General features: G+C 65.9%; 17 protein-coding genes. 3 read left to right on the top strand and 14 right to left on the bottom strand.

Features of this window, described 5'->3' with window-relative positions; translation table 11 throughout:
• Positions 1 to 20 precede the first annotated feature (20 nt).
• Together eutC and GQB03_RS03645 are read right to left on the bottom strand one after the other, a co-directional pair.
• Entirely contained in the window at positions 21 to 851 is an 831-nt protein-coding gene (gene eutC / locus GQB03_RS03650; RefSeq protein ID WP_159684553.1) for an ethanolamine ammonia-lyase subunit EutC, read from the bottom strand.
• A 35-nt stretch (positions 852 to 886) separates the two neighbouring features.
• Positions 887 to 2,269 (bottom strand): ethanolamine ammonia-lyase subunit EutB, encoded by a 1,383-nt coding sequence (locus GQB03_RS03645; RefSeq protein WP_159684551.1) that lies wholly within the window; start codon positions 2,267 to 2,269, stop codon positions 887 to 889.
• A 131-nt stretch (positions 2,270 to 2,400) separates the two neighbouring features.
• On the opposite strand from GQB03_RS03645, the gene GQB03_RS03640 reads away from it, so the two are divergent.
• Together GQB03_RS03640 and GQB03_RS03635 are read left to right on the top strand one after the other, a co-directional pair.
• Positions 2,401 to 2,922, top strand: coding sequence for a protein disulfide oxidoreductase (locus GQB03_RS03640; RefSeq protein ID WP_159684548.1), 522 nt, complete (start codon positions 2,401 to 2,403; stop codon positions 2,920 to 2,922).
• A 114-nt stretch (positions 2,923 to 3,036) separates the two neighbouring features.
• Positions 3,037 to 3,459: a hypothetical protein gene (locus tag GQB03_RS03635; RefSeq protein ID WP_159684545.1), complete on the top strand. Its 423-nt coding sequence runs from the start codon at positions 3,037 to 3,039 to the stop codon at positions 3,457 to 3,459.
• On the opposite strand, the gene GQB03_RS03630 is transcribed toward GQB03_RS03635, so the two are convergent.
• From GQB03_RS03630 to GQB03_RS03575, 12 genes are all read right to left on the bottom strand, one after another.
• Positions 3,450 to 4,850, bottom strand: coding sequence for an ATP-binding protein (locus GQB03_RS03630; RefSeq protein ID WP_159684542.1), 1,401 nt, complete (start codon positions 4,848 to 4,850; stop codon positions 3,450 to 3,452). The two genes, GQB03_RS03635 and GQB03_RS03630, sit on opposite strands and share 10 nt — an antisense overlap.
• Before the next feature lies 1 nt (position 4,851).
• Positions 4,852 to 5,511, bottom strand: coding sequence for a response regulator (locus GQB03_RS03625; RefSeq protein WP_159684539.1), 660 nt, complete (start codon positions 5,509 to 5,511; stop codon positions 4,852 to 4,854).
• A 283-nt stretch (positions 5,512 to 5,794) separates the two neighbouring features.
• Complete coding sequence (locus GQB03_RS03620; RefSeq protein ID WP_159684536.1) at positions 5,795 to 6,391, bottom strand: YIP1 family protein; 597 nt, start codon at positions 6,389 to 6,391, stop codon at positions 5,795 to 5,797.
• Positions 6,392 to 6,495: 104 nt separating this feature from the next.
• Complete coding sequence (pepN, locus tag GQB03_RS03615) at positions 6,496 to 9,186, bottom strand: aminopeptidase N (RefSeq protein WP_159684533.1); 2,691 nt, start codon at positions 9,184 to 9,186, stop codon at positions 6,496 to 6,498.
• Positions 9,187 to 9,304: 118 nt separating this feature from the next.
• Entirely contained in the window at positions 9,305 to 10,096 is a 792-nt protein-coding gene (gene phnE, locus GQB03_RS03610; protein WP_159684530.1) for a phosphonate ABC transporter, permease protein PhnE, read from the bottom strand.
• A gap of 10 nt (positions 10,097 to 10,106) precedes the next feature.
• Positions 10,107 to 10,931: a PhnE/PtxC family ABC transporter permease gene (locus GQB03_RS03605; protein WP_159684527.1), complete on the bottom strand. Its 825-nt coding sequence runs from the start codon at positions 10,929 to 10,931 to the stop codon at positions 10,107 to 10,109.
• A complete protein-coding gene (locus GQB03_RS03600; RefSeq protein ID WP_159684524.1) occupies positions 10,928 to 11,746 on the bottom strand; it encodes a phosphonate ABC transporter ATP-binding protein in 819 nt (272 codons plus the stop codon). Before GQB03_RS03600 ends, GQB03_RS03605 begins: the two co-directional genes overlap by 4 nt.
• Before the next feature lie 60 nt (positions 11,747 to 11,806).
• On the bottom strand, positions 11,807 to 12,679 hold the full coding sequence (locus tag GQB03_RS03595) for a putative selenate ABC transporter substrate-binding protein (protein ID WP_159684521.1): 873 nt from the start codon (positions 12,677 to 12,679) through the stop codon (positions 11,807 to 11,809).
• A gap of 165 nt (positions 12,680 to 12,844) precedes the next feature.
• The gene (locus tag GQB03_RS03590; protein WP_159684518.1) at positions 12,845 to 13,300 is read right to left on the bottom strand and encodes an RDD family protein; all 456 of its coding nucleotides are present in this window, start codon (positions 13,298 to 13,300) and stop codon (positions 12,845 to 12,847) included.
• Positions 13,301 to 13,330: 30 nt separating this feature from the next.
• A complete protein-coding gene (locus GQB03_RS03585) occupies positions 13,331 to 13,750 on the bottom strand; it encodes a DUF3106 domain-containing protein (RefSeq protein ID WP_235026927.1) in 420 nt (139 codons plus the stop codon).
• A complete protein-coding gene (locus GQB03_RS03580) occupies positions 13,723 to 14,091 on the bottom strand; it encodes a DUF3619 family protein (RefSeq protein WP_159684515.1) in 369 nt (122 codons plus the stop codon). The genes GQB03_RS03585 and GQB03_RS03580 overlap by 28 nt, the downstream gene beginning before the upstream one ends.
• A complete protein-coding gene (locus GQB03_RS03575) occupies positions 14,088 to 14,717 on the bottom strand; it encodes an RNA polymerase sigma factor (RefSeq protein WP_268817517.1) in 630 nt (209 codons plus the stop codon). The genes GQB03_RS03580 and GQB03_RS03575 overlap by 4 nt, the downstream gene beginning before the upstream one ends.
• 59 nt (positions 14,718 to 14,776) lie before the next feature.
• Here GQB03_RS03575 and GQB03_RS03570 point away from each other — a divergent pair, with 59 nt between their 5' ends.
• Positions 14,777 to 16,486 (top strand): acetolactate synthase 3 catalytic subunit, encoded by a 1,710-nt coding sequence (locus GQB03_RS03570; RefSeq protein ID WP_159684512.1) that lies wholly within the window; start codon positions 14,777 to 14,779, stop codon positions 16,484 to 16,486.
• The last annotated feature ends 95 nt before the right edge of the window (positions 16,487 to 16,581 follow it).

Below are 16,581 nucleotides of genomic sequence, written 5' to 3'. Positions count from 1 at the left end.
CCCAAGCGGATTGAACCGTCTCAATCCGCCGGCTTCGCAGGATCACCGTCCGAACCGACCTGGCCCACGGGCAGTGTCGCACTGTCATCCTTGAGCGCGATGCCCGACACCCCGAGTTCGCGGGCCCCGCGGATCAGGAAGGCCAGCCGCCGGGCCGCGTCGACGTAGGCCAGCCCCTCGGGGCGCACGTTCGAGATGCAGTTGCGCTCGGCATCGGTACGCCCGGGACGCGGCGCGTGGGTCAGGTAGAGTCCGAGGCTGTCCGGTGAGCTCAGGCCGGGCCGTTCGCCGATCAGCACCACCACCTGCCGAGCGGCCAGCAGCGCGCCGACCTCGTCGCCGAGCGCGACCCGCGCCTGACGGGCGACCACCACCGGCCCGAGGCGAAGATCGCCCAGCACCGGCAGCAAGGCATCGATGAGCGGCAGCGCGTGACGCTCGATCGCCAGCGCGGAAAGCCCGTCAGCAAGCACCAGCACCAGATCGGGCGGATCGCCATCGCTGGCGGCCCGCCAGGCTTCGAGCGACGCACTCGAATCCTGATCCAGCCGGCGACCGAGATCCGGCCGACACAGGTAGGTCGGACGATCGCCGGCGGCGGAAGCAACGCTGAGCTGCCCGAGCCCGCGCGCGGCCAGACCCTCAAGCAAGGGCCCGGCATCGAGCGGGTGATGGACCGCGTCGCGTGCGCCGGCATGCGCGGCCCCGAACTCGAGCAGCGCCCTGGTCGGCAGACTGCCCCCAGCCCGGCCGAGCGCGATGCGCGCCGGTGTAAAACGGCGCAACCGTGTCCACGGATCGTCGCGTGCGCCGCGCGCAATGGCGCCGTCCTGGTCTTCATTGCTGGTCATGGTGCGCTCCGTGCATTGGTTCTTAAGCAGGCAAGCTAGAGCGATGCCGCCAGTTGCAGCAGCGCTTGCCGCGCATCGGGTGGCAGCAGACGCCCCGTGCTGTCGGCAATGCCGCTGTCGATCAACCAGCGCTCGAACTCGGGAGCGCAGCGCTTGCCGAGCACCCGTCGCAGATAGGCGGCGTCGTGGAAGGATGTGCGCTGGTAGTTGAGCATCACGTCGTCGGCACCCGGCACGCCCATGATGAAATTCACCCCGGCGACCCCGAGCAGGGTCAGCAGGCTGTCCATGTCGTCCTGGTCCGCTTCGGCGTGGTTGGTGTAGCAGACATCACAGCCCATCGGCAGGCCGAGCAGCTTGCCGCAGAAGTGGTCCTCGAGCCCGGCACGGATGATCTGCTTGCCGTCGTATAGATACTCGGGGCCGATGAAACCAACCACGGTATTGACCAGCAGTGGCGAGAAGGCACGCGCCACCGCGTAGGCGCGCGCCTCGAGGGTCTGCTGGTCCACGCCGCCGTGGGCGTTGGCCGACAGCGCGCTGCCCTGCCCGGTCTCGAAGTACATCAGGTTGTCGCCGAGTGTTCCGCGGCCGAGCGACTGCGCCGCGGCGCGCGCTTCCGCGAGCAGGGCCAGGTCGATGCCGAAGCTGCGATTGGTCTGCTCGCTGCCGCCGATCGACTGGAACACCAGATCGACCGGTGCGCCGCATTCGATCGCCCGCAGGGTGTTGGTCACATGGGTGAGCACGCAGGACTGGGTAGGCACCTCGTAGCGCACGAGAAAATCGTCTATCAGGCGCAGCAGCGAGATGATCGACGGAAGATTGTCGCCGGCCGGGTTGATGCCGATAACCGCATCGCCACAGCCGTACAGCAAGCCATCGAGCATCGACGCGGCGACGCCCTTCGGGTCGTCGGTGGGATGGTTGGGCTGCAGGCGCACCGCGAGGTGACCGGGCAGGCCAAGCGTGTTCCGAAAACGGGTGACGACATTGCACTTGGCGGCCACGAGGATCAGGTCCTGGTTGCGCATCAGCTTGCTCACGGCCGCGGCCATTTCAGGGGTGATGCCCGCCGCCAACCGCTGCAGCGGCGCGGCGTCGGTTTCATCGGCGAGCAGGTATTCGCGGAACTCGCCCACGGTAAGGGAGGAGATCACGGCGAAGGCGGTCGCGTCATGGCTATCGACGATCAGCCGGGTAATCTCGTCGGCCTCGTAAGGAATCACCGCCTCCTCGAGAAAGTGGCGCAACGGCAGATCGGCAAGGGCCATCCTGGCCGCCACCCGCTCAAGCTCGCTTTCCGCAGCCACCCCGGCCAGCGCATCGCCCGAACGTGCCGGAGCGGCCTTCGCCAAGAGGGTTCGCAGATCCTCGAAATGAAAACACCGCATACCGATAGAGGCCGAGAAACCCATCGCGCCACCTCCATAAAACGCATATCGCGGCCACTGCCCCGCGGCCGCGCTCGAAACATCGTACACTGCGGGCCTCTCAAGCCCTTGATCGAAACAATCGGGATCGAGGCTGTCCACCGCCATCACGACGAATGACTGGAAAACCACGGCGTCTGACGCGCTGGATTCTCGAAGCACTGCTGATCGTCGGCATCGTCCTTGTGGTCCAGGCATGGCACAAGCGCGACGCGGTTTCCGGTCGTCTGCCGACGTTCAGCGCAGTGCTTGCCGATGGCGGCGAGATCACCAGCGGGTCGTGGCGCGCAGGACATCCCGGCCGCGCGACGGCACTCTATTTCTGGGCCGAGTGGTGCCCGATCTGTCGCCTCATGGAAGGCAATGTAGACAGCCTCGATAAGGGCTGGCCAGTCCTCACCGTAGCCATGCAGTCGGGCAACGCCCGGCAGGTCGCAAGGCACCTCGCAGAACGCGGCCTGGCGTGGCCGACGGCAATCGACGCCGACGGCGCGATCAGCCGCCGCTTCGGCCTGCATGGCGTGCCGGCGTTCGTCGTCGTCGATCCCCACGGCGAGATCCGTTTCGTCGAGATCGGTTACACCAGCGGGATCGGCCTGAGGCTGCGTCTGTGGTGGGCCGAGCACATCGGTTGGTGAGCGCACACTGGCCAGGGCACCGGCGAGAACGGACAGGGATGCTCGGCCTTCCGTGCCGCGAATGGATTAAAGTGCCGCATCGCATCGGGGTCGGAAACCCAGGGAGAGAATCTAATGTTGTGGCTGGACATTGCACTTGCGCGCCGGCAGGACGCCGAACAAGCCTTTTTTGAATTTGAAGACGAGGACACCGAGGACGATATCCCGCGCATGCAGCTGATCGGATTTTCGGATTTCGAGCTCAGCCATCTCGGCATGTTGCTGGTTGGCGGCTATGAAGCCGCGCTTGTTCTGGATGGAGAGGCCCCCGACGAAATCATCGCGGAGATCGACAGGACGCTCATCGCCGCATTGGCCGCGCTGCCGCGACACGATCTCGACGTCCTTGCCACCCGCTGGGCCAATGTGACCGGAAACCCCGGCTGCGGTGAGGCCCTGAACGAACTGCACGATTTTGCGTGCCGCGCACGGGCCGAAGGTCTCAGTCTGCTCTACGCCCAGGGCAACGACGAAATGGCCGACGATGATCAGGACTGAGTTGCGCTGGCCAGCGGGATGCGTATCTCCACCGCCAACCCGAATCCGCCGGGGCGCGCAAGGCCATCAGCGAAGCCCAGACGCGCGCCGGCAAGCTCCACCAGCCGGCTGACGATGGACAGACCAAGACCGCAGCCTTCGACGTCTCCATCCAGTCCTCGATAGAAGCGCTCGAGCAAACGACCGCGAAGCTCGGGGGCGACGCCGGGCCCGTCGTCACGCACTTCGATGAGCGCCTCGCCGGCATCGATGGCGACCTTCACCTCGACGCGCCCCGCATCGCACCCGTATCGCAGTGCGTTGTCGACGAGGTTGCGCAACAGGATCTCCGCCCAGGCCGGCGCCATGCGCACCGTGACAGGAACGGGCGCATCGAGCTCCAGCACCTGCTCACGCGCCAATGCGCGCGGTGTGAGTTCGGCACAGGCCACGGCGGCCGCCTGCGACAGATCCACGCACTGTGTGGTCGGCATGCTTTCGCTCGGTTCAAGCCGCGCAAGGGTGAGCAGCTGCTGCACCAGGTGCGTCATCCGCTCGACGCCCGCCACCACCTGCGCGAGCGCATGCGTGCGCGCCTCCGGATCCGCGGTCCGGCCCGCCACCTGGGCCTGCACCTTGAGCGCGGCCAGCGGTGTGCGCAGCTCGTGCGCGGCATCGGCGGTGAATCGGCGCTCCTGCTCCATCGCCTGGCCGACCCGCTCGGTAAGGGTATCGATCGCCGTCAGCAACGGGCCGATCTCGAGCGGGCAGCGATCGACCAGCCGCAGCGGCGCCAGATTGCGGGCGTCCATGCCGGCCACGGTTTCGGCCACCCCCTTGAGCGGCCGCAGGGCCCGCGACACCACCCACCAGATGCACAGCGCCAGCAGCGGCAGACTCCACGCCATCGGCACGAGCAGGTGTTCCGCCAGCTCATACGCCAGCTTGCTGCGGAGGTAGTCGCGTTGACCAACAAGCACGCGATAGTGCTTGCCATCGTCACGGACATAGATGCGCCACCGCTGGTCCTGCAGCAACACCGACGAAAAACCCGTTCTGTCCGCAACCGCTTCCGCGGGCGCGTTTGCAGATCGCGCGAGCAAGCGTTCGCGACCGTCCTCGCGCAGCCACAGCTGGTAGAACACCGGTACGCGGTAGCGATGCTCGTGCTCCTGGAGTTCCCGAACGACGTACTCCACATCGGCCCCGGCGACGATCCCCAGCAGGAGCTCGCCGGTCTGCACCAGTTGCGCGTCGAACACCTCATCCGCTTCGTCGATCGTGTGCTTGAAAGCGACGCCTGCGGTGGCGAACCAGATCAGGGTCACCGCACCGGTCATCAACAGCAGCAGGCGCCTGCGCAGCGAATATGTCTTTGCACTACCCAGGGCCTGCGAAGCGGGGCGCACCATTTCAGCCCTTATCCACCATGTAGCCAACGCCACGAACGGTGCGAATCAGGCTGGCACCGAGCTTGCGGCGAAGATGATGCACATGGACCTCGAGCGCATTGCTCTCGACGGCTTCCTCCCAGTTGTACAGCTGCTCCTCCAGCGTACGGCGCGTCAGTACGCGTCCGGCGTTGTCGAGCAGCAACTGCAGGAGTTCGAACTCCCGCCCGGTCAGTACCACCGGCTCGCCGTCCAGGGTGACGCTTCGCGCCGCGGGATCGAGTATCAGGCCGCCATGCTGCACCAGCGGCCGGGTCCTGCCATTGGCACGGCGTACCAATGCGCGAAGACGTGCGGCGATCTCGTCGAGGTCGAACGGTTTGACCACATAATCATCCGCACCCAGATCGAGACCCTTGACCCTGTCGCCTACACCGTCACGGGCGGTAAGAATCAGCACCGGCGTGTCATCCCCCTGCCCGCGCAGCCATTCCAGCACCGAGAGGCCGTCACGCCTGGGCAAGCCAAGATCAAGCACCACGGCCGCAAAGCGCTCGCTGCCGAGGGCGGCAACCGCGGCTTCTCCGTCGCGCACCCAGTCGACCGCGTGACCGGCATCCGCAAGCCCTGCCTGCAAGCCATCACCGAGCAGGCGGTCGTCCTCGACCAGCAGCACCCTCATGCGCACGATCTCCCTTGATGTTCTTCTTCTGACCCGCTGTCGTCACGCCGCGGCGGTGATTTTCCGGTCGCCCGCCCGCAAGTCTGTCATGCCCGCCACAGCCACGCGTCGAATCGCAGCTTGCCGGCCCAGCGGACATGACGCGTCAGCGGACCGGCACGGGGATACGACACAACACCACCTGCCATCCGGACGATTCTGGACGCGTTTCCTTAGCCGATCGTTAACGGCACACGCAACCCCGCCACCCCACGACCGTGGAAGCAAACGTGGGGCCGGCGGTTCAACGCCAGCCGATAATGGCGCTGACCATGAGCGCCATGACCACCATCAGGCCGATCCAGCCAACGACACCCGCAATGGTGATGCCGCTCGCGATATCCCTTGCCTGGTCGCGGTCCGCCACATGGAGCAGCGGCCGCACACCATGGCGGATCAGTGCCACCGACCCGACCCATGCCACGGCGAGGGCGATGACGCTCAGCCAGACGCTCGGCACGAACATCATCAGCGACGCGAGCCACAGTGGTGCGGGCGCCACGGCGGCAAGCGCAAAGGTGTTCTCGAAGCCGGCGATCACGCGATGCGATGCCGCGATCTGGCGGATCATGTCAGCCATCAGGAACACCATCACCAATTCGGCAATGAAGAAGCCGCCGCCGACCAGCATGGCTTCCCCACCGCTCAGTGGCGGCTCCATCGCAGGAAAGATCTGCCCCGGATGGAACATGTTGGCGTAGGCGTACATCAGCGGCGGCAGCAAGGACAGCGGCACCACCACGGCGAGGAGCATCTTCGTCACACCCGGATGAATCCGGTTGATCTCGTTCCAGCCTTCCGATTCGGAAACGAACATTCCCGGCAGATTTGCAGGCGTCATCTCACACCTCCTCTTGCAAGGGGCGTCGAAAACCGCCGACGCCCGGACGGTCATTCATGTCATTGAGACCGTCCGCACGACGACAAGGTTTCCTCCTGCAGCGCTCAGTCGCCGAGTGCTTTCTCGACGATTTCCCGCACGTCGGACGAAAGCGCCTCGCAGGCGGCAACCCGCTGCATCTCGGCCTTGATGAGCGCCTGCAGCGCGGGCGTGTAGCGTTGCCAGTTCTCCAGCGCCCGCGCCATGCGCGATGCCACCTGCGGGTTGCGCGCATCGAGCGCGATCACCTGATCGGCCCAGAAGGCATAGCCGGCCCCGTCGTCACGATGGAATTCGCCCGGATTGCCCCGGAAGAAGCCGCCAAGCAAGGCATACACCTTGTTCGGATTGGAGAGGCTGAAGGCCTCGTCCTGCATCAGGGCGCGCACCAGTTCGAGCCCGCTCGGCTGCGTTTCCGACCAGCGCCAGGCGGTGGCCTGCAGCGCCAGCCACTTGTCGAGCACCAGCGCATCGCCGGCAAACTCGGTACGGAAGGCCGCCAGCGCAGTTTCACGCCCCGGCGCCACGCTCTGGGTCAGCGCCTGCAGCGCACCGTGTCGTTCGGTCATGTTTTCGGCGTGTTCGAACTGGCGCTGCGCCAGCTCGAAGGCGATGCCGACTTCGGCCGCGGTCATGTAACGCAGACACAGGTTGCGCAGCGCGCGCCGTCCCGCATCGGCGGGATGGTAGCGATACGGTCCGGGCACCTCGAGGTCGGCGTAGCGGCTCAGGAAGTCGCCCTGCATGGCATGCCCGAGATCGCGCATCAGGTGGATCAGCGCGGCACGCAAGGCGGCCGGGTCAGCCGGCTTCATGCGGTCCAGCAGGTAGGCTTCGGAGGGTAGCGCCAACACCTCCGCAAGATAGGCGGGGTCGAGGCGCTCATCGACGAGCAGCGCCCTGAAGGCATGGCCGAACGCCTGCGGCGTAACCATCTTGCGCCCGGCTGCATGTTCGCCGGCCTGCGCGAGGATGACCCGTTCCATGTAGCGCTGCGCGGCATCCCAGCGATTGAAGGGATCACTGTCGTGCGCCATGCGGAAGGCCAGCCGCGCTTCGTCCTCCTCGAGTTCCAGGATCACCGGCGCGGAAAAGCCGCGCAGCAGCGAAGGCACCGGCTCGGCGGGCAAACCAACAAACCGGAAGCTCGCTTCGGCGGTCTTGAGCTCGAGCACCCGGGTGCCCAGCTGCGCATGATGCTCGCCCTCGATCTGCAGCGGCAGATCCTTGCCGTCGGGCCCGATCAGGCCGACCGCCACGGGAATGTGCAAGGGCTGCTTGTCCGCCTGCCCCGGAGTGCCCGGGGTGTGCTGCGACAGTGTCAGCGTATAGCTGCCGTCGGCCGCATCGAAGCGGCCCTCCGCACGGAGCCGGGGCGTGCCGGCCTGGCCGTACCAGCGCATGAAGAGGTCGAGATCGACGCCGTTGGCCTCCGCCATGCATTCGACGAAATCGTCGCAGGTGACCGCCTGGCCGTCGTGGTAGCTGAAGTAAAGATCCATGCCGTTGCGGAAACCCTCGCGCCCCAGCAGGGTATGCAGCATGCGGATGACCTCGGCGCCCTTCTCGTACACCGTGGCGGTGTAGAAATTGTTGATCTCCTGGTAGCTGTCCGGGCGGATCGGGTGGGCCATCGGCCCCGCATCCTCGGGGAACTGCGCCGCACGCAGCCCGCGTACGTTGCTGATGCGCTGCACCGCACGGGCCGACTCGGCACCGGCCTCGCCCGCCGCCGCGGCGAGCATGTCGGCCGAGAACTGCTGATCGCGGAAGACCGTCAGCCCTTCCTTGAGGGTGAGCTGAAACCAATCGCGGCAGGTCACCCGGTTGCCGGTCCAGTTGTGGAAATACTCGTGGGCAACCACGCTCTCGACACCTTCGTAATCGAAATCGGTGGCCGTCTCGGGCTTGGCCAGCACGTACTTGGCGTTGAAGATGTTGAGACCCTTGTTCTCCATCGCCCCCATGTTGAAGTCCGAAGCCACGACGATCATGTAGCGGTCAAGGTCGAGCTCGAGCCCGAAGGTCTCTTCGTCCCAGCGCATCGAATGGACCAGCGAATCCATCGCGTGGCCAGCACGGTCAAGATTGCCCTCCTCTACCCACACCTGCAGCAGCACCTCGCGCCCCGACGACGTGCGTTCGCGACGCTCCAGCGCGACCAGCGGCGCGGCGACCAGGGCGAACAGGTAGGAAGGCTTCGGGAAGGGATCTTCCCAGCGCGCGAAATGCCGCCCGTCCGGCAGGCTACCTGCCTCGATCAGGTTGCCGTTGGAGAGCAGCACCGGATAGGCGGCGCGCTCGCCCTCGAGCGTGACGGTAAAGCGGGCCATCACATCGGGGCGGTCCGGAAACCAGGTGATGCGACGGAAGCCCTCGGCCTCGCACTGGGTGAACAGACCGTCGCGGGATCGATAAAGCCCCGAGAGCGCGGTGTTGGCGGTCGGGTTGATGCGGGTCACCACCTCGACCTCGATGCGATCACCGCTGACCTCGATCGCCATCACGCCACTGCTGCGCCGGATCGTCTCGGGCGCGGGCTCGCGTCCGTCGATGGTCAGCGAAACCAGCTCCAGCGCATCCCCGTAGAGCACCAGCGGCCCGGCCGCGGCTTCGGGGTTGCGCAGGCACAGCATGCGGCTGCGAACCTCGGTCGCTTCGGCATCGAGCCTGAAATGCAGGTCGACCGTATCGACGGTGTAGGAAAGCAGCCGGTAATCGGCGCGCTGGATCGTTGGGGCATGCTCGGTTCGCATCGGGACTCCGCGTTCTTGCGTTATGACGGGTAATCTGCAGCGGCATCGGCTGGCAGACGAAGCCGAAGTGTACGACCCTGGCAGACAATCTGCCAGCGAGGCGCCGGCAGGCCGGTACTCACTGCGCGGCGAGGCGGCCGCGCCGGAACAGCGCGCTGACCGTATCGACCAGCACCGACAGGCCCAGCATGGCGATGATCACCGTGCTGGCCCGGGCCTCGTGGAAGAGGGACAGCTCGTAATACAGAATCGTGCCCAGCCCGCCGGCGCCGACGAAGCCGAGGATGGCGGCCATGCGGATGTTCATCTCCCAGCGGTACAGCGCATAGGCCAGCCACTGTGCGCCGACCAGCGGCATGACGCCATAGCAGAACGCGGACACCGGGCCAGCGCCAAGCTCGCGCAGCGCCGCTTCGGGCTCCGCCGGGCTGTTCTCGAGCGCCTCGGCAAACAGCCGGCCAAGCACGCCCGCGGTGTGCAGCGCCAGCGCCAGCACACCGGCAAAGGGCCCCAGCCCGGCCAGCAGCACCATCAGTGTGGCCCACACCAGTTCGGGCACGGAGCGCAGGAAATTGAGCACCAGGCGCGCACCCGCGCGCGCCGGCAGACCGAAGCGTCCGGCGGCCGGCAAGGCCAGGAACACCGCTGCAACCACCGCCAGCACCGTCCCGATCGCCGAGATCGCCAGTGTCTCGAGGGTTCCGCTCGCGACCTTGGCGAGGAAGGCGGGCGACAGGTCGGGCGGGAAAAAGGCGCCAACGAAGCGCCCCATGTCCGTCAGCGCGGAAGCGGCGAACAGTTCACCGAAGGGAAGATCGAGCCACGCGAAGCTCGCCCACACCGCCGCGAAGCAGGCCAGCGCACCGAGCACGCATGTGAGGCAGGGTCGTGGTCGCGGGATACTGTCCATGCCACGCATCTCAGGCGAGCCGCCGGCGCAGCCAGGCGGAAAGCGCGTCCGCACCCAGCACCAGCACCAGGAAAGTGGCCAGGATGGTCGCGGCCTCGCCACCGTTGAGCATCTTCATCGACTGATCCATGAGCTGGCCGAGTCCGCCAGCCCCGACGAAGCCCATCACCACGGAAGCGCGCACCGCGCATTCCCAACGATAGACCGTGTAGGAAACCAGCTCCTGGCTCACCCCGGGCAAGAGCCCATAGAGCAGCGCCCCGGTGCGCCCGCTCCCCGCCTCCATCAGCGCACGCGCCGGACGCAGGTCGCCGGATTCCAGGATTTCGGAGAAGACCTTGGCCAGCATCCCGCCATAGGTGATCCCCAGGGCGAGCACGCCGGCTGCCGGTCCGAGGCCGAAGACACGCACGAAGACCAGCGCCCAGACCAGCTCGGGCACCCCGCGAAGCACCACCAGCAACAGGCGCAACATGGCCCGGACAGCCGAAACCACGAGGCTGTGTCGCCCGCCAGCGAGCGAGGCGGCCGACAGGCTACGGGTCACCGCCAACGACAGCGGAACCGCCAGCAGCAAGGCAAGCGCGATGCCGGCGGTCGCCATCGCCAGGGTCTCGAGCGTTGCGGTCCACAGCAGCTGAAGGAAGAAACCGGACACCTCGGGGGGCCAGAAGCCGGCCAGGAAATGCCCCATCGCATCGAGATTGCCGGCCTCGAACAATGCACCAGGCCGGAATTGCGCGATGACCAGCAGCGGCCACAGACAGACCAGCGCAACAATGCTCCAGCCGAGGCGGCCGAGCGCCGCCGGGTCGCGCAGCGAGCGAACGCTCATCGGCACATCAGCGGCACCGCAGTGCCAACCGGCGTGGCCGATCGATCGGCCTCGGGGTTCTCTCCGGCAGCCCCGGGCACAGGTCCGTACAGCCCGGCAAGCATCGCTTCGCTGACCTGCCCGGCGGCGCAATCGAAGGCGATGCGCCCCGCCCGCACGCCCACCACCCGCGGAAAATATCGCAGGGCCAGGTCGACAGCGTGCAGGCTCGCCACGAGACCCACGCCGCGGCGTGTCGCCTCCTCGTTGAGCAGCCGGGTGATCAGCTCGGCGAGCGTCGGATCGAGCGCCGAAACCGGCTCGTCGGCAAGGATCAGCTCCGGCTGCTGGTAAAGCACCCGCGCCAGCGCAACCCGTTGCAGCTGACCACCGGAGAGGCTGTCGCAGCGATCGAAGAGCCGCTCGCCGAGATCGAGCCGCGCGAGCTCGCGCTGCGCGCCTGCCGGATCGAGCGGATAGAGCCAGGACACCAGCCCCTTCCAGCGCGGCCATCGCCCCAGCCGCCCGGCGAGTACCGCGGTGACGACACGCTGGCGCGGCGGGATCGCCGAACTCTGGTGGACCATGCCGATGCGCGCGCGCAAGCTGCGCAGGGCCCGCGCGTCGATCGACCATGCGGGGGTATCGAGCAACTCGAGCTGCCCGCGGGTCGGCTTGAGGCTGGCCGCCAGCAGGCGCAGGAGGGTCGTCTTGCCGGCACCGGACGGCCCGATCAGGGCAATCCGCTCACCGCGGCCGGCACGGAGGCTGATGTCTTCGAGCGCAACCGCGCCATTGCGGTGCACCACACTGACGCCTGCGAGATTGAAACTCATTGCTCGAATCCAGACCAAACGGCGATCGACACCGGTCGACCGCCTTCCATCACGCCATCCTTAGCGGACCAGACCGGCCGAACGCGCGGCACTTTCGATACCCGCGTAGTTCTCTGCCTTGGTCGGAATGAACTTGCTGGCGCGCTGCAGGGCCATGATTTCCTTGTGCGCGGGGTTTGCCGGGTCGAGCTTGAGGAAGGCATCGCGCAGCTTGCCGATCAGCACCGGGTCGAGATCACCGCGCACCGTCCAGTTGTAGTCGTAGTACGAAGGCGTGGTGTAGAAGACGTGCACCTTGGTGGTATCGACCTTCTTCTGCTCGACCAGCTTGTCCCACACCGAGGCGTTGAGCGCGCCGGCCTCGACCTTGCCGGCCTGCACGAACGCAACAGTCGCGTCATGCGCGCCGGAAAACGCAAGAGACTTGAAATCCTTGTCCGCATCGACCCCGGCTTCGGCCAGGAAATGGCGCGGCATCAGGTGACCGGAGGTCGACGACGGCGAACCGAAGGCAAAAGTCTTGCCCTTGAGATCGGCAAGCGTCTTGATCTTGTCGCTGGCGGTGATGAACTTCGAGGTGAAGCTTGCGTCCTCGCTGCGCTGGACCAACGGAATCGCAGTACCGCCGGTACGGATCTTCGCCTGAACGAAGGTGAAGCCGCCCAGCCAGGCGAGGTCGACCTTGCCGTTGGCGAGCGCTTCGACCACCGCGGCGTAATCGGTGACCGGCACGAACTTCACCGGCATCCCGGTCTCGGCCTGCAGGTAGGTTCCAAGCGGGGCGAACTTGCGCTGAAGCTCGGTCGGCGACTCGTCCGGAATCGCGGAAACCCGCAGCACCGTCTCGGCCGACGCGTGCGAGATCATGCAGGTGCCGGCAATGCCGGCAAGAATGCCGCGCAGCAACGCGCGACGATGAGCTGAAAGAATCATCGGAAGGCTCCCCACGAAAACCGCCCCGGCGTGGAAGCAGAACCCGCCGCGGCTTACGATGGCGTCGCACGAGTGCGAGCGCCGGATAAGACCAAAGCAGTACTCAGACTGCCGGGCGGACTATATCGGGGTGCACCGCAGCAAACAAGCCCGGAGGACGAAAGGTCAGTTCTTCACGGGTGGCATCAGGACGATACGGCTGCCGCTCAGACGATCGTGGAGAAACTGGCGATCGGAATCGACGAGTGCCCACAGAAGACCGATGCCGGTCAGCACCGAGGGCCACGCCAGCACGTAACGCAGCGCGGCCTGGCGAAGCGACATTTCCACGCCGGAGCTCACGTCCACCAGCTTCAGCCGCCAGGTCTGCATTGCCAGCGTCTGACCGCCACGACGCCAGTACCACATGAAATAGGCACCAAGGACCACGAAGATGTGGATCCACTCGATCCAGCCGGGCACCGATATCTGCCACACCACGCCGATGATCAGCATCGGCACCATGAAGGTCAGTCCAAGCACGCCGAGCAGCAGCAGCGATTCGTAAAGCAGCGAGGCAAGACGGCGGCGCAGGCCGGCCAGTTCAACGATCAGCCTGCTTGTAGGGGGAGTTTCGGTCATCGGGCAGAGCAAAGCGGCGGTCAAGGCGCGCTATTTTGCACCACTCGCGCCGCCGGAGCGGATTCTCTGCCGTTCTTCCGGCGTCAGGCTCTGATATTCGTCCCACTTGTCACGCAGCGTTTCCCTGCGCTCGGCCGGGATCGCGCGCAGCGAGCGGTAGCGCGCCCGGGCCTGCTCCCGATCCTGCGCGCTGAGCGCTGCCCAATCGGTCATACGCTGCCGGATCCGGTCTTGCTCGGCCGGGGTCAGGCCGTCGTACGTGTCCGCGACCCTGAGCCAGCGGCGACGGCGCTCGTCATCCATTGCGCCCCACTGCTGCGCGAGCGGTGCGAGGATCTGCCGCTCGCGCGGCGAAAGCCCTTCCCATGCGGATCCGGCCGCATGCACGACCGGCATCTGCAGGGCCAGCAGCAGGCAGCCGCTCAGGAGCGCGCGTCTTCGGCGAGCCACGCTCTGAATCCGGAATCGAGGTAGGCGTCGATCGGCAGATCGTCGCTGAGCAGGGCGGCGTCGACCTCGCTCGACTCCCGCAGCAATTGCTCGCCCTCCCAGTAATCGGCCGCGATCACCACGCCCCCCACGAGCAGCAGCGCCGCCAATCCGCGGGCCAGCGGTGCCAACAGGAAGCGCCATGCTCCTCGCCGGAATCCGGCGCCCCCCGGCGCACCGAGCATGCCGAGCGCCTGCCTGCGCGAGGCCGCGAGCCGCGACGCGGTGCGCACATCGAGGCGATCCACGCCCTGATCGAGCACGAGGGTCATCTTTCGCGCGACACGGCGCTCCGTCATCATGGTTTGATCCCTCTCGCCTTGAGTGCTGCGGCGAGCGTGTGGGTGGCACGCGAACAATGGGTCTTCACACTCCCTTCTGAACAGCCCATCGCCGCCGCAGTCTCGGCGATGTCCATTTCTTCCCAGTAACGCATCAGGAAAGCCTCCCGTTGACGCGCCGGCAGCCGGGCGATCTCCCGCTCGATGATCGCCAGCATCTGGTTCTGCTCGGCTTCTCGGTGAGGCGCCAGGGCCTCGTTGGAACCGTCGCTTGCGATCAGTGCGTCGAGCGGATCGGACAGCTCTTCTTCGTTTCGACCGAAGACCGAAACGAAGGACATCCATAATCGCCGTACCTTCTGGCGACGCATCTGGTCACGGATCGCGTTCTGCACGATGCGCTGGAAAAGCATCGGCAGTTCACCCGCCGGCCGGCTCGCATAACTCGCCACGAGGCGCAGCATGGCATCCTGCACCACGTCGAGCGCGGTCTCCTCGTTACGCAGTGCGAACATCGCCTGCTTGAAGGCACGACGTTCCACCTGCTCAAGAAAGCGTTCCAGTTCGTTACGGGATGCCAGCTGAAAAGTCCTTGCGAAACCTGAGACTAGCGGAAGAGCCTGCCCACAATATGCTGCCTTGACCAAACCTCTGGGGGCCGGTAAGGTTGCGGGTTCTCCTATGAATCAAGCAACTGGGTGCCTGAATGGTCTTGACTGGTGCGGAAATCTTAATCAAGTGCCTGCAGGAAGAAAAGGTCGAATATGTCTTCGGGTATCCCGGTGGCGCGGTCCTCTTCCTGTATGACGAATTGTTCAAGCAGGAACAGATCCGTCACGTACTGGTACGCCACGAACAGGCTGCGGTCCATGCGGCCGACGCCTACTCGCGCAGCACCGAGCAGGTTGGCGTTGCGCTGGTGACCTCGGGCCCCGGCGCCACCAATGCGGTAACCGGCATCGCCACCGCGTTCTGCGACTCGATCCCGATGGTGATCATCTCGGGCCAGGTGCCGACCGGCGCGATCGGCCAGGACGCCTTCCAGGAAGTCGATACGGTTGGCATCACCCGCCCCTGCGTGAAGCACAACTTCCTCGTGAAGGATGTGCGGGACCTCGCCAGCACCATCAAGAAGGCCTTCTACCTCGCCCGCACCGGTCGTCCGGGTCCGGTACTGGTGGACATTCCCAAGGACGTGTCCAACACCAAGTGCGCCTTCGAGTACCCCAAGACCATCGAGATGCGCTCCTACAATCCGGTGGTCAAGGGCCACCAGGGTCAGATCAAGAAGGCGCTTCAGCTGCTGCTCGAAGCGAAGCGTCCGATGATCTACACCGGTGGCGGCGTGGTGCTCGGCAACGCGGCCGAACAGCTCACGAAGCTCACCAGGATGCTCGGCTTCCCGATTACCAACACCCTGATGGGTCTCGGCGGCTACCCCGCCAGCGACCGCCAGTATCTGGGCATGCCGGGCATGCACGGCACCTACGAAGCCAACATGTCGATGCAGTACTCCGACGTGCTGATCGCCATCGGCGCCCGTTTCGATGACCGCGTGATCGGCGACCCGAGCCATTTCGCCTCGGAACCGCGCAAGATCATCCATATCGACATCGACCCGTCCTCGATCTCCAAGCGTGTGAAGGTCGACGTGCCGATCGTCGGCAATATCGCCGACGTGCTCGATGAAATGATCAAGCTTCTTGAGGCCAATCCGGCCCGCCCCGATCCCGAAGCGCTCGGCGTGTGGTGGAAGCAGGTCGAAGAATGGCGTCGACGCGATTGCATGAAATACCGCAATTCCGACGAGATCATCAAGCCCCAGTACGTGATCCAGAAACTCTGGGAGGTCACCGACGGCGACGCCTTCATCACCTCCGACGTCGGCCAGCACCAGATGTGGGCGGCACAGTACTATCGCTTTGACAAGCCGCGCCGCTGGCTGAACTCCGGCGGCCTCGGAACGATGGGGGTCGGCCTGCCTTACGCGATGGGCGCCCAGCTCGCGCACCCCGGCAGTCCGGTGGCCTGTGTCACAGGCGAAGCCTCGATCCAGATGAACATCCAGGAACTGTCCACCTGCCGGCAGTTCAGGTTGCCGATCAAGATCTGCAACCTCAACAACCGCTACCTGGGCATGGTCCGCCAGTGGCAGGAGATGTTCCATGGCGGCCGCTATTCGGAGTCGTACATGGACTCCCTGCCCGATTTCGCCAAGCTGGCCGAATCCTATGGCCACGTCGGCTTGCGGGTGGATAAGCCGGGTGACGTCGAAGGCGCCCTGCGTGAAGCCTTCAAACGCAAGAACGACCTGGTGTTCCTCGACTTCCAGGTCGATCAGACCGAGAACGTATATCCGATGGTCCAGGGCGGCAAGGGCCTCACCGAGATGATCCTCTCCGCCGAAGACCTCTAACCCGCAGAGATTCGCGGGGCACGGCGACACCGTCGCCGTGCCCGGGCAGGCGCCTCACCGACTGCCTGCCCGCGCGGACGCCGGCCTCCGGCAAT

Source organism: Cognatazoarcus halotolerans (assembly GCF_009800965.1).
Lineage (GTDB): Bacteria > Pseudomonadota > Gammaproteobacteria > Burkholderiales > Rhodocyclaceae > Cognatazoarcus > Cognatazoarcus halotolerans.
Note: the sequence above shows the minus strand (reverse complement) of the source record. Positions and strands in the feature narration are given on the sequence as shown.

Bases quoted from the DNA above. Each gene is read 5' to 3' on its own strand.
- GQB03_RS03600 (WP_159684524.1), bottom strand. From the start codon at position 11,746: ATGAGTTTCAATCTCGCAGGCGTCAGTGTGGTGCACCGCAATGGCGCG.
- pepN (WP_159684533.1), bottom strand. From the start codon at position 9,186: ATGCGAACCGAGCATGCCCCAACGATCCAGCGCGCCGATTACCGGCTG.
- eutC (WP_159684553.1), bottom strand. From the start codon at position 851: ATGACCAGCAATGAAGACCAGGACGGCGCCATTGCGCGCGGCGCACGC.
- GQB03_RS03620 (WP_159684536.1), bottom strand. From the start codon at position 6,391: ATGACGCCTGCAAATCTGCCGGGAATGTTCGTTTCCGAATCGGAAGGC.
- GQB03_RS03625 (WP_159684539.1), bottom strand. From the start codon at position 5,511: ATGAGGGTGCTGCTGGTCGAGGACGACCGCCTGCTCGGTGATGGCTTG.
- GQB03_RS03590 (WP_159684518.1), bottom strand. From the start codon at position 13,300: ATGACCGAAACTCCCCCTACAAGCAGGCTGATCGTTGAACTGGCCGGC.
- GQB03_RS03640 (WP_159684548.1), top strand. From the start codon at position 2,401: ATGACTGGAAAACCACGGCGTCTGACGCGCTGGATTCTCGAAGCACTG.
- GQB03_RS03570 (WP_159684512.1), top strand. From the start codon at position 14,777: ATGGTCTTGACTGGTGCGGAAATCTTAATCAAGTGCCTGCAGGAAGAA.
- GQB03_RS03595 (WP_159684521.1), bottom strand. From the start codon at position 12,679: ATGATTCTTTCAGCTCATCGTCGCGCGTTGCTGCGCGGCATTCTTGCC.
- GQB03_RS03630 (WP_159684542.1), bottom strand. From the start codon at position 4,850: ATGGTGCGCCCCGCTTCGCAGGCCCTGGGTAGTGCAAAGACATATTCG.
- GQB03_RS03635 (WP_159684545.1), top strand. From the start codon at position 3,037: ATGTTGTGGCTGGACATTGCACTTGCGCGCCGGCAGGACGCCGAACAA.
- GQB03_RS03605 (WP_159684527.1), bottom strand. From the start codon at position 10,931: ATGAGCGTTCGCTCGCTGCGCGACCCGGCGGCGCTCGGCCGCCTCGGC.
- phnE (WP_159684530.1), bottom strand. From the start codon at position 10,096: ATGGACAGTATCCCGCGACCACGACCCTGCCTCACATGCGTGCTCGGT.
- GQB03_RS03645 (WP_159684551.1), bottom strand. From the start codon at position 2,269: ATGGGTTTCTCGGCCTCTATCGGTATGCGGTGTTTTCATTTCGAGGAT.
- GQB03_RS03580 (WP_159684515.1), bottom strand. From the start codon at position 14,091: ATGATGACGGAGCGCCGTGTCGCGCGAAAGATGACCCTCGTGCTCGAT.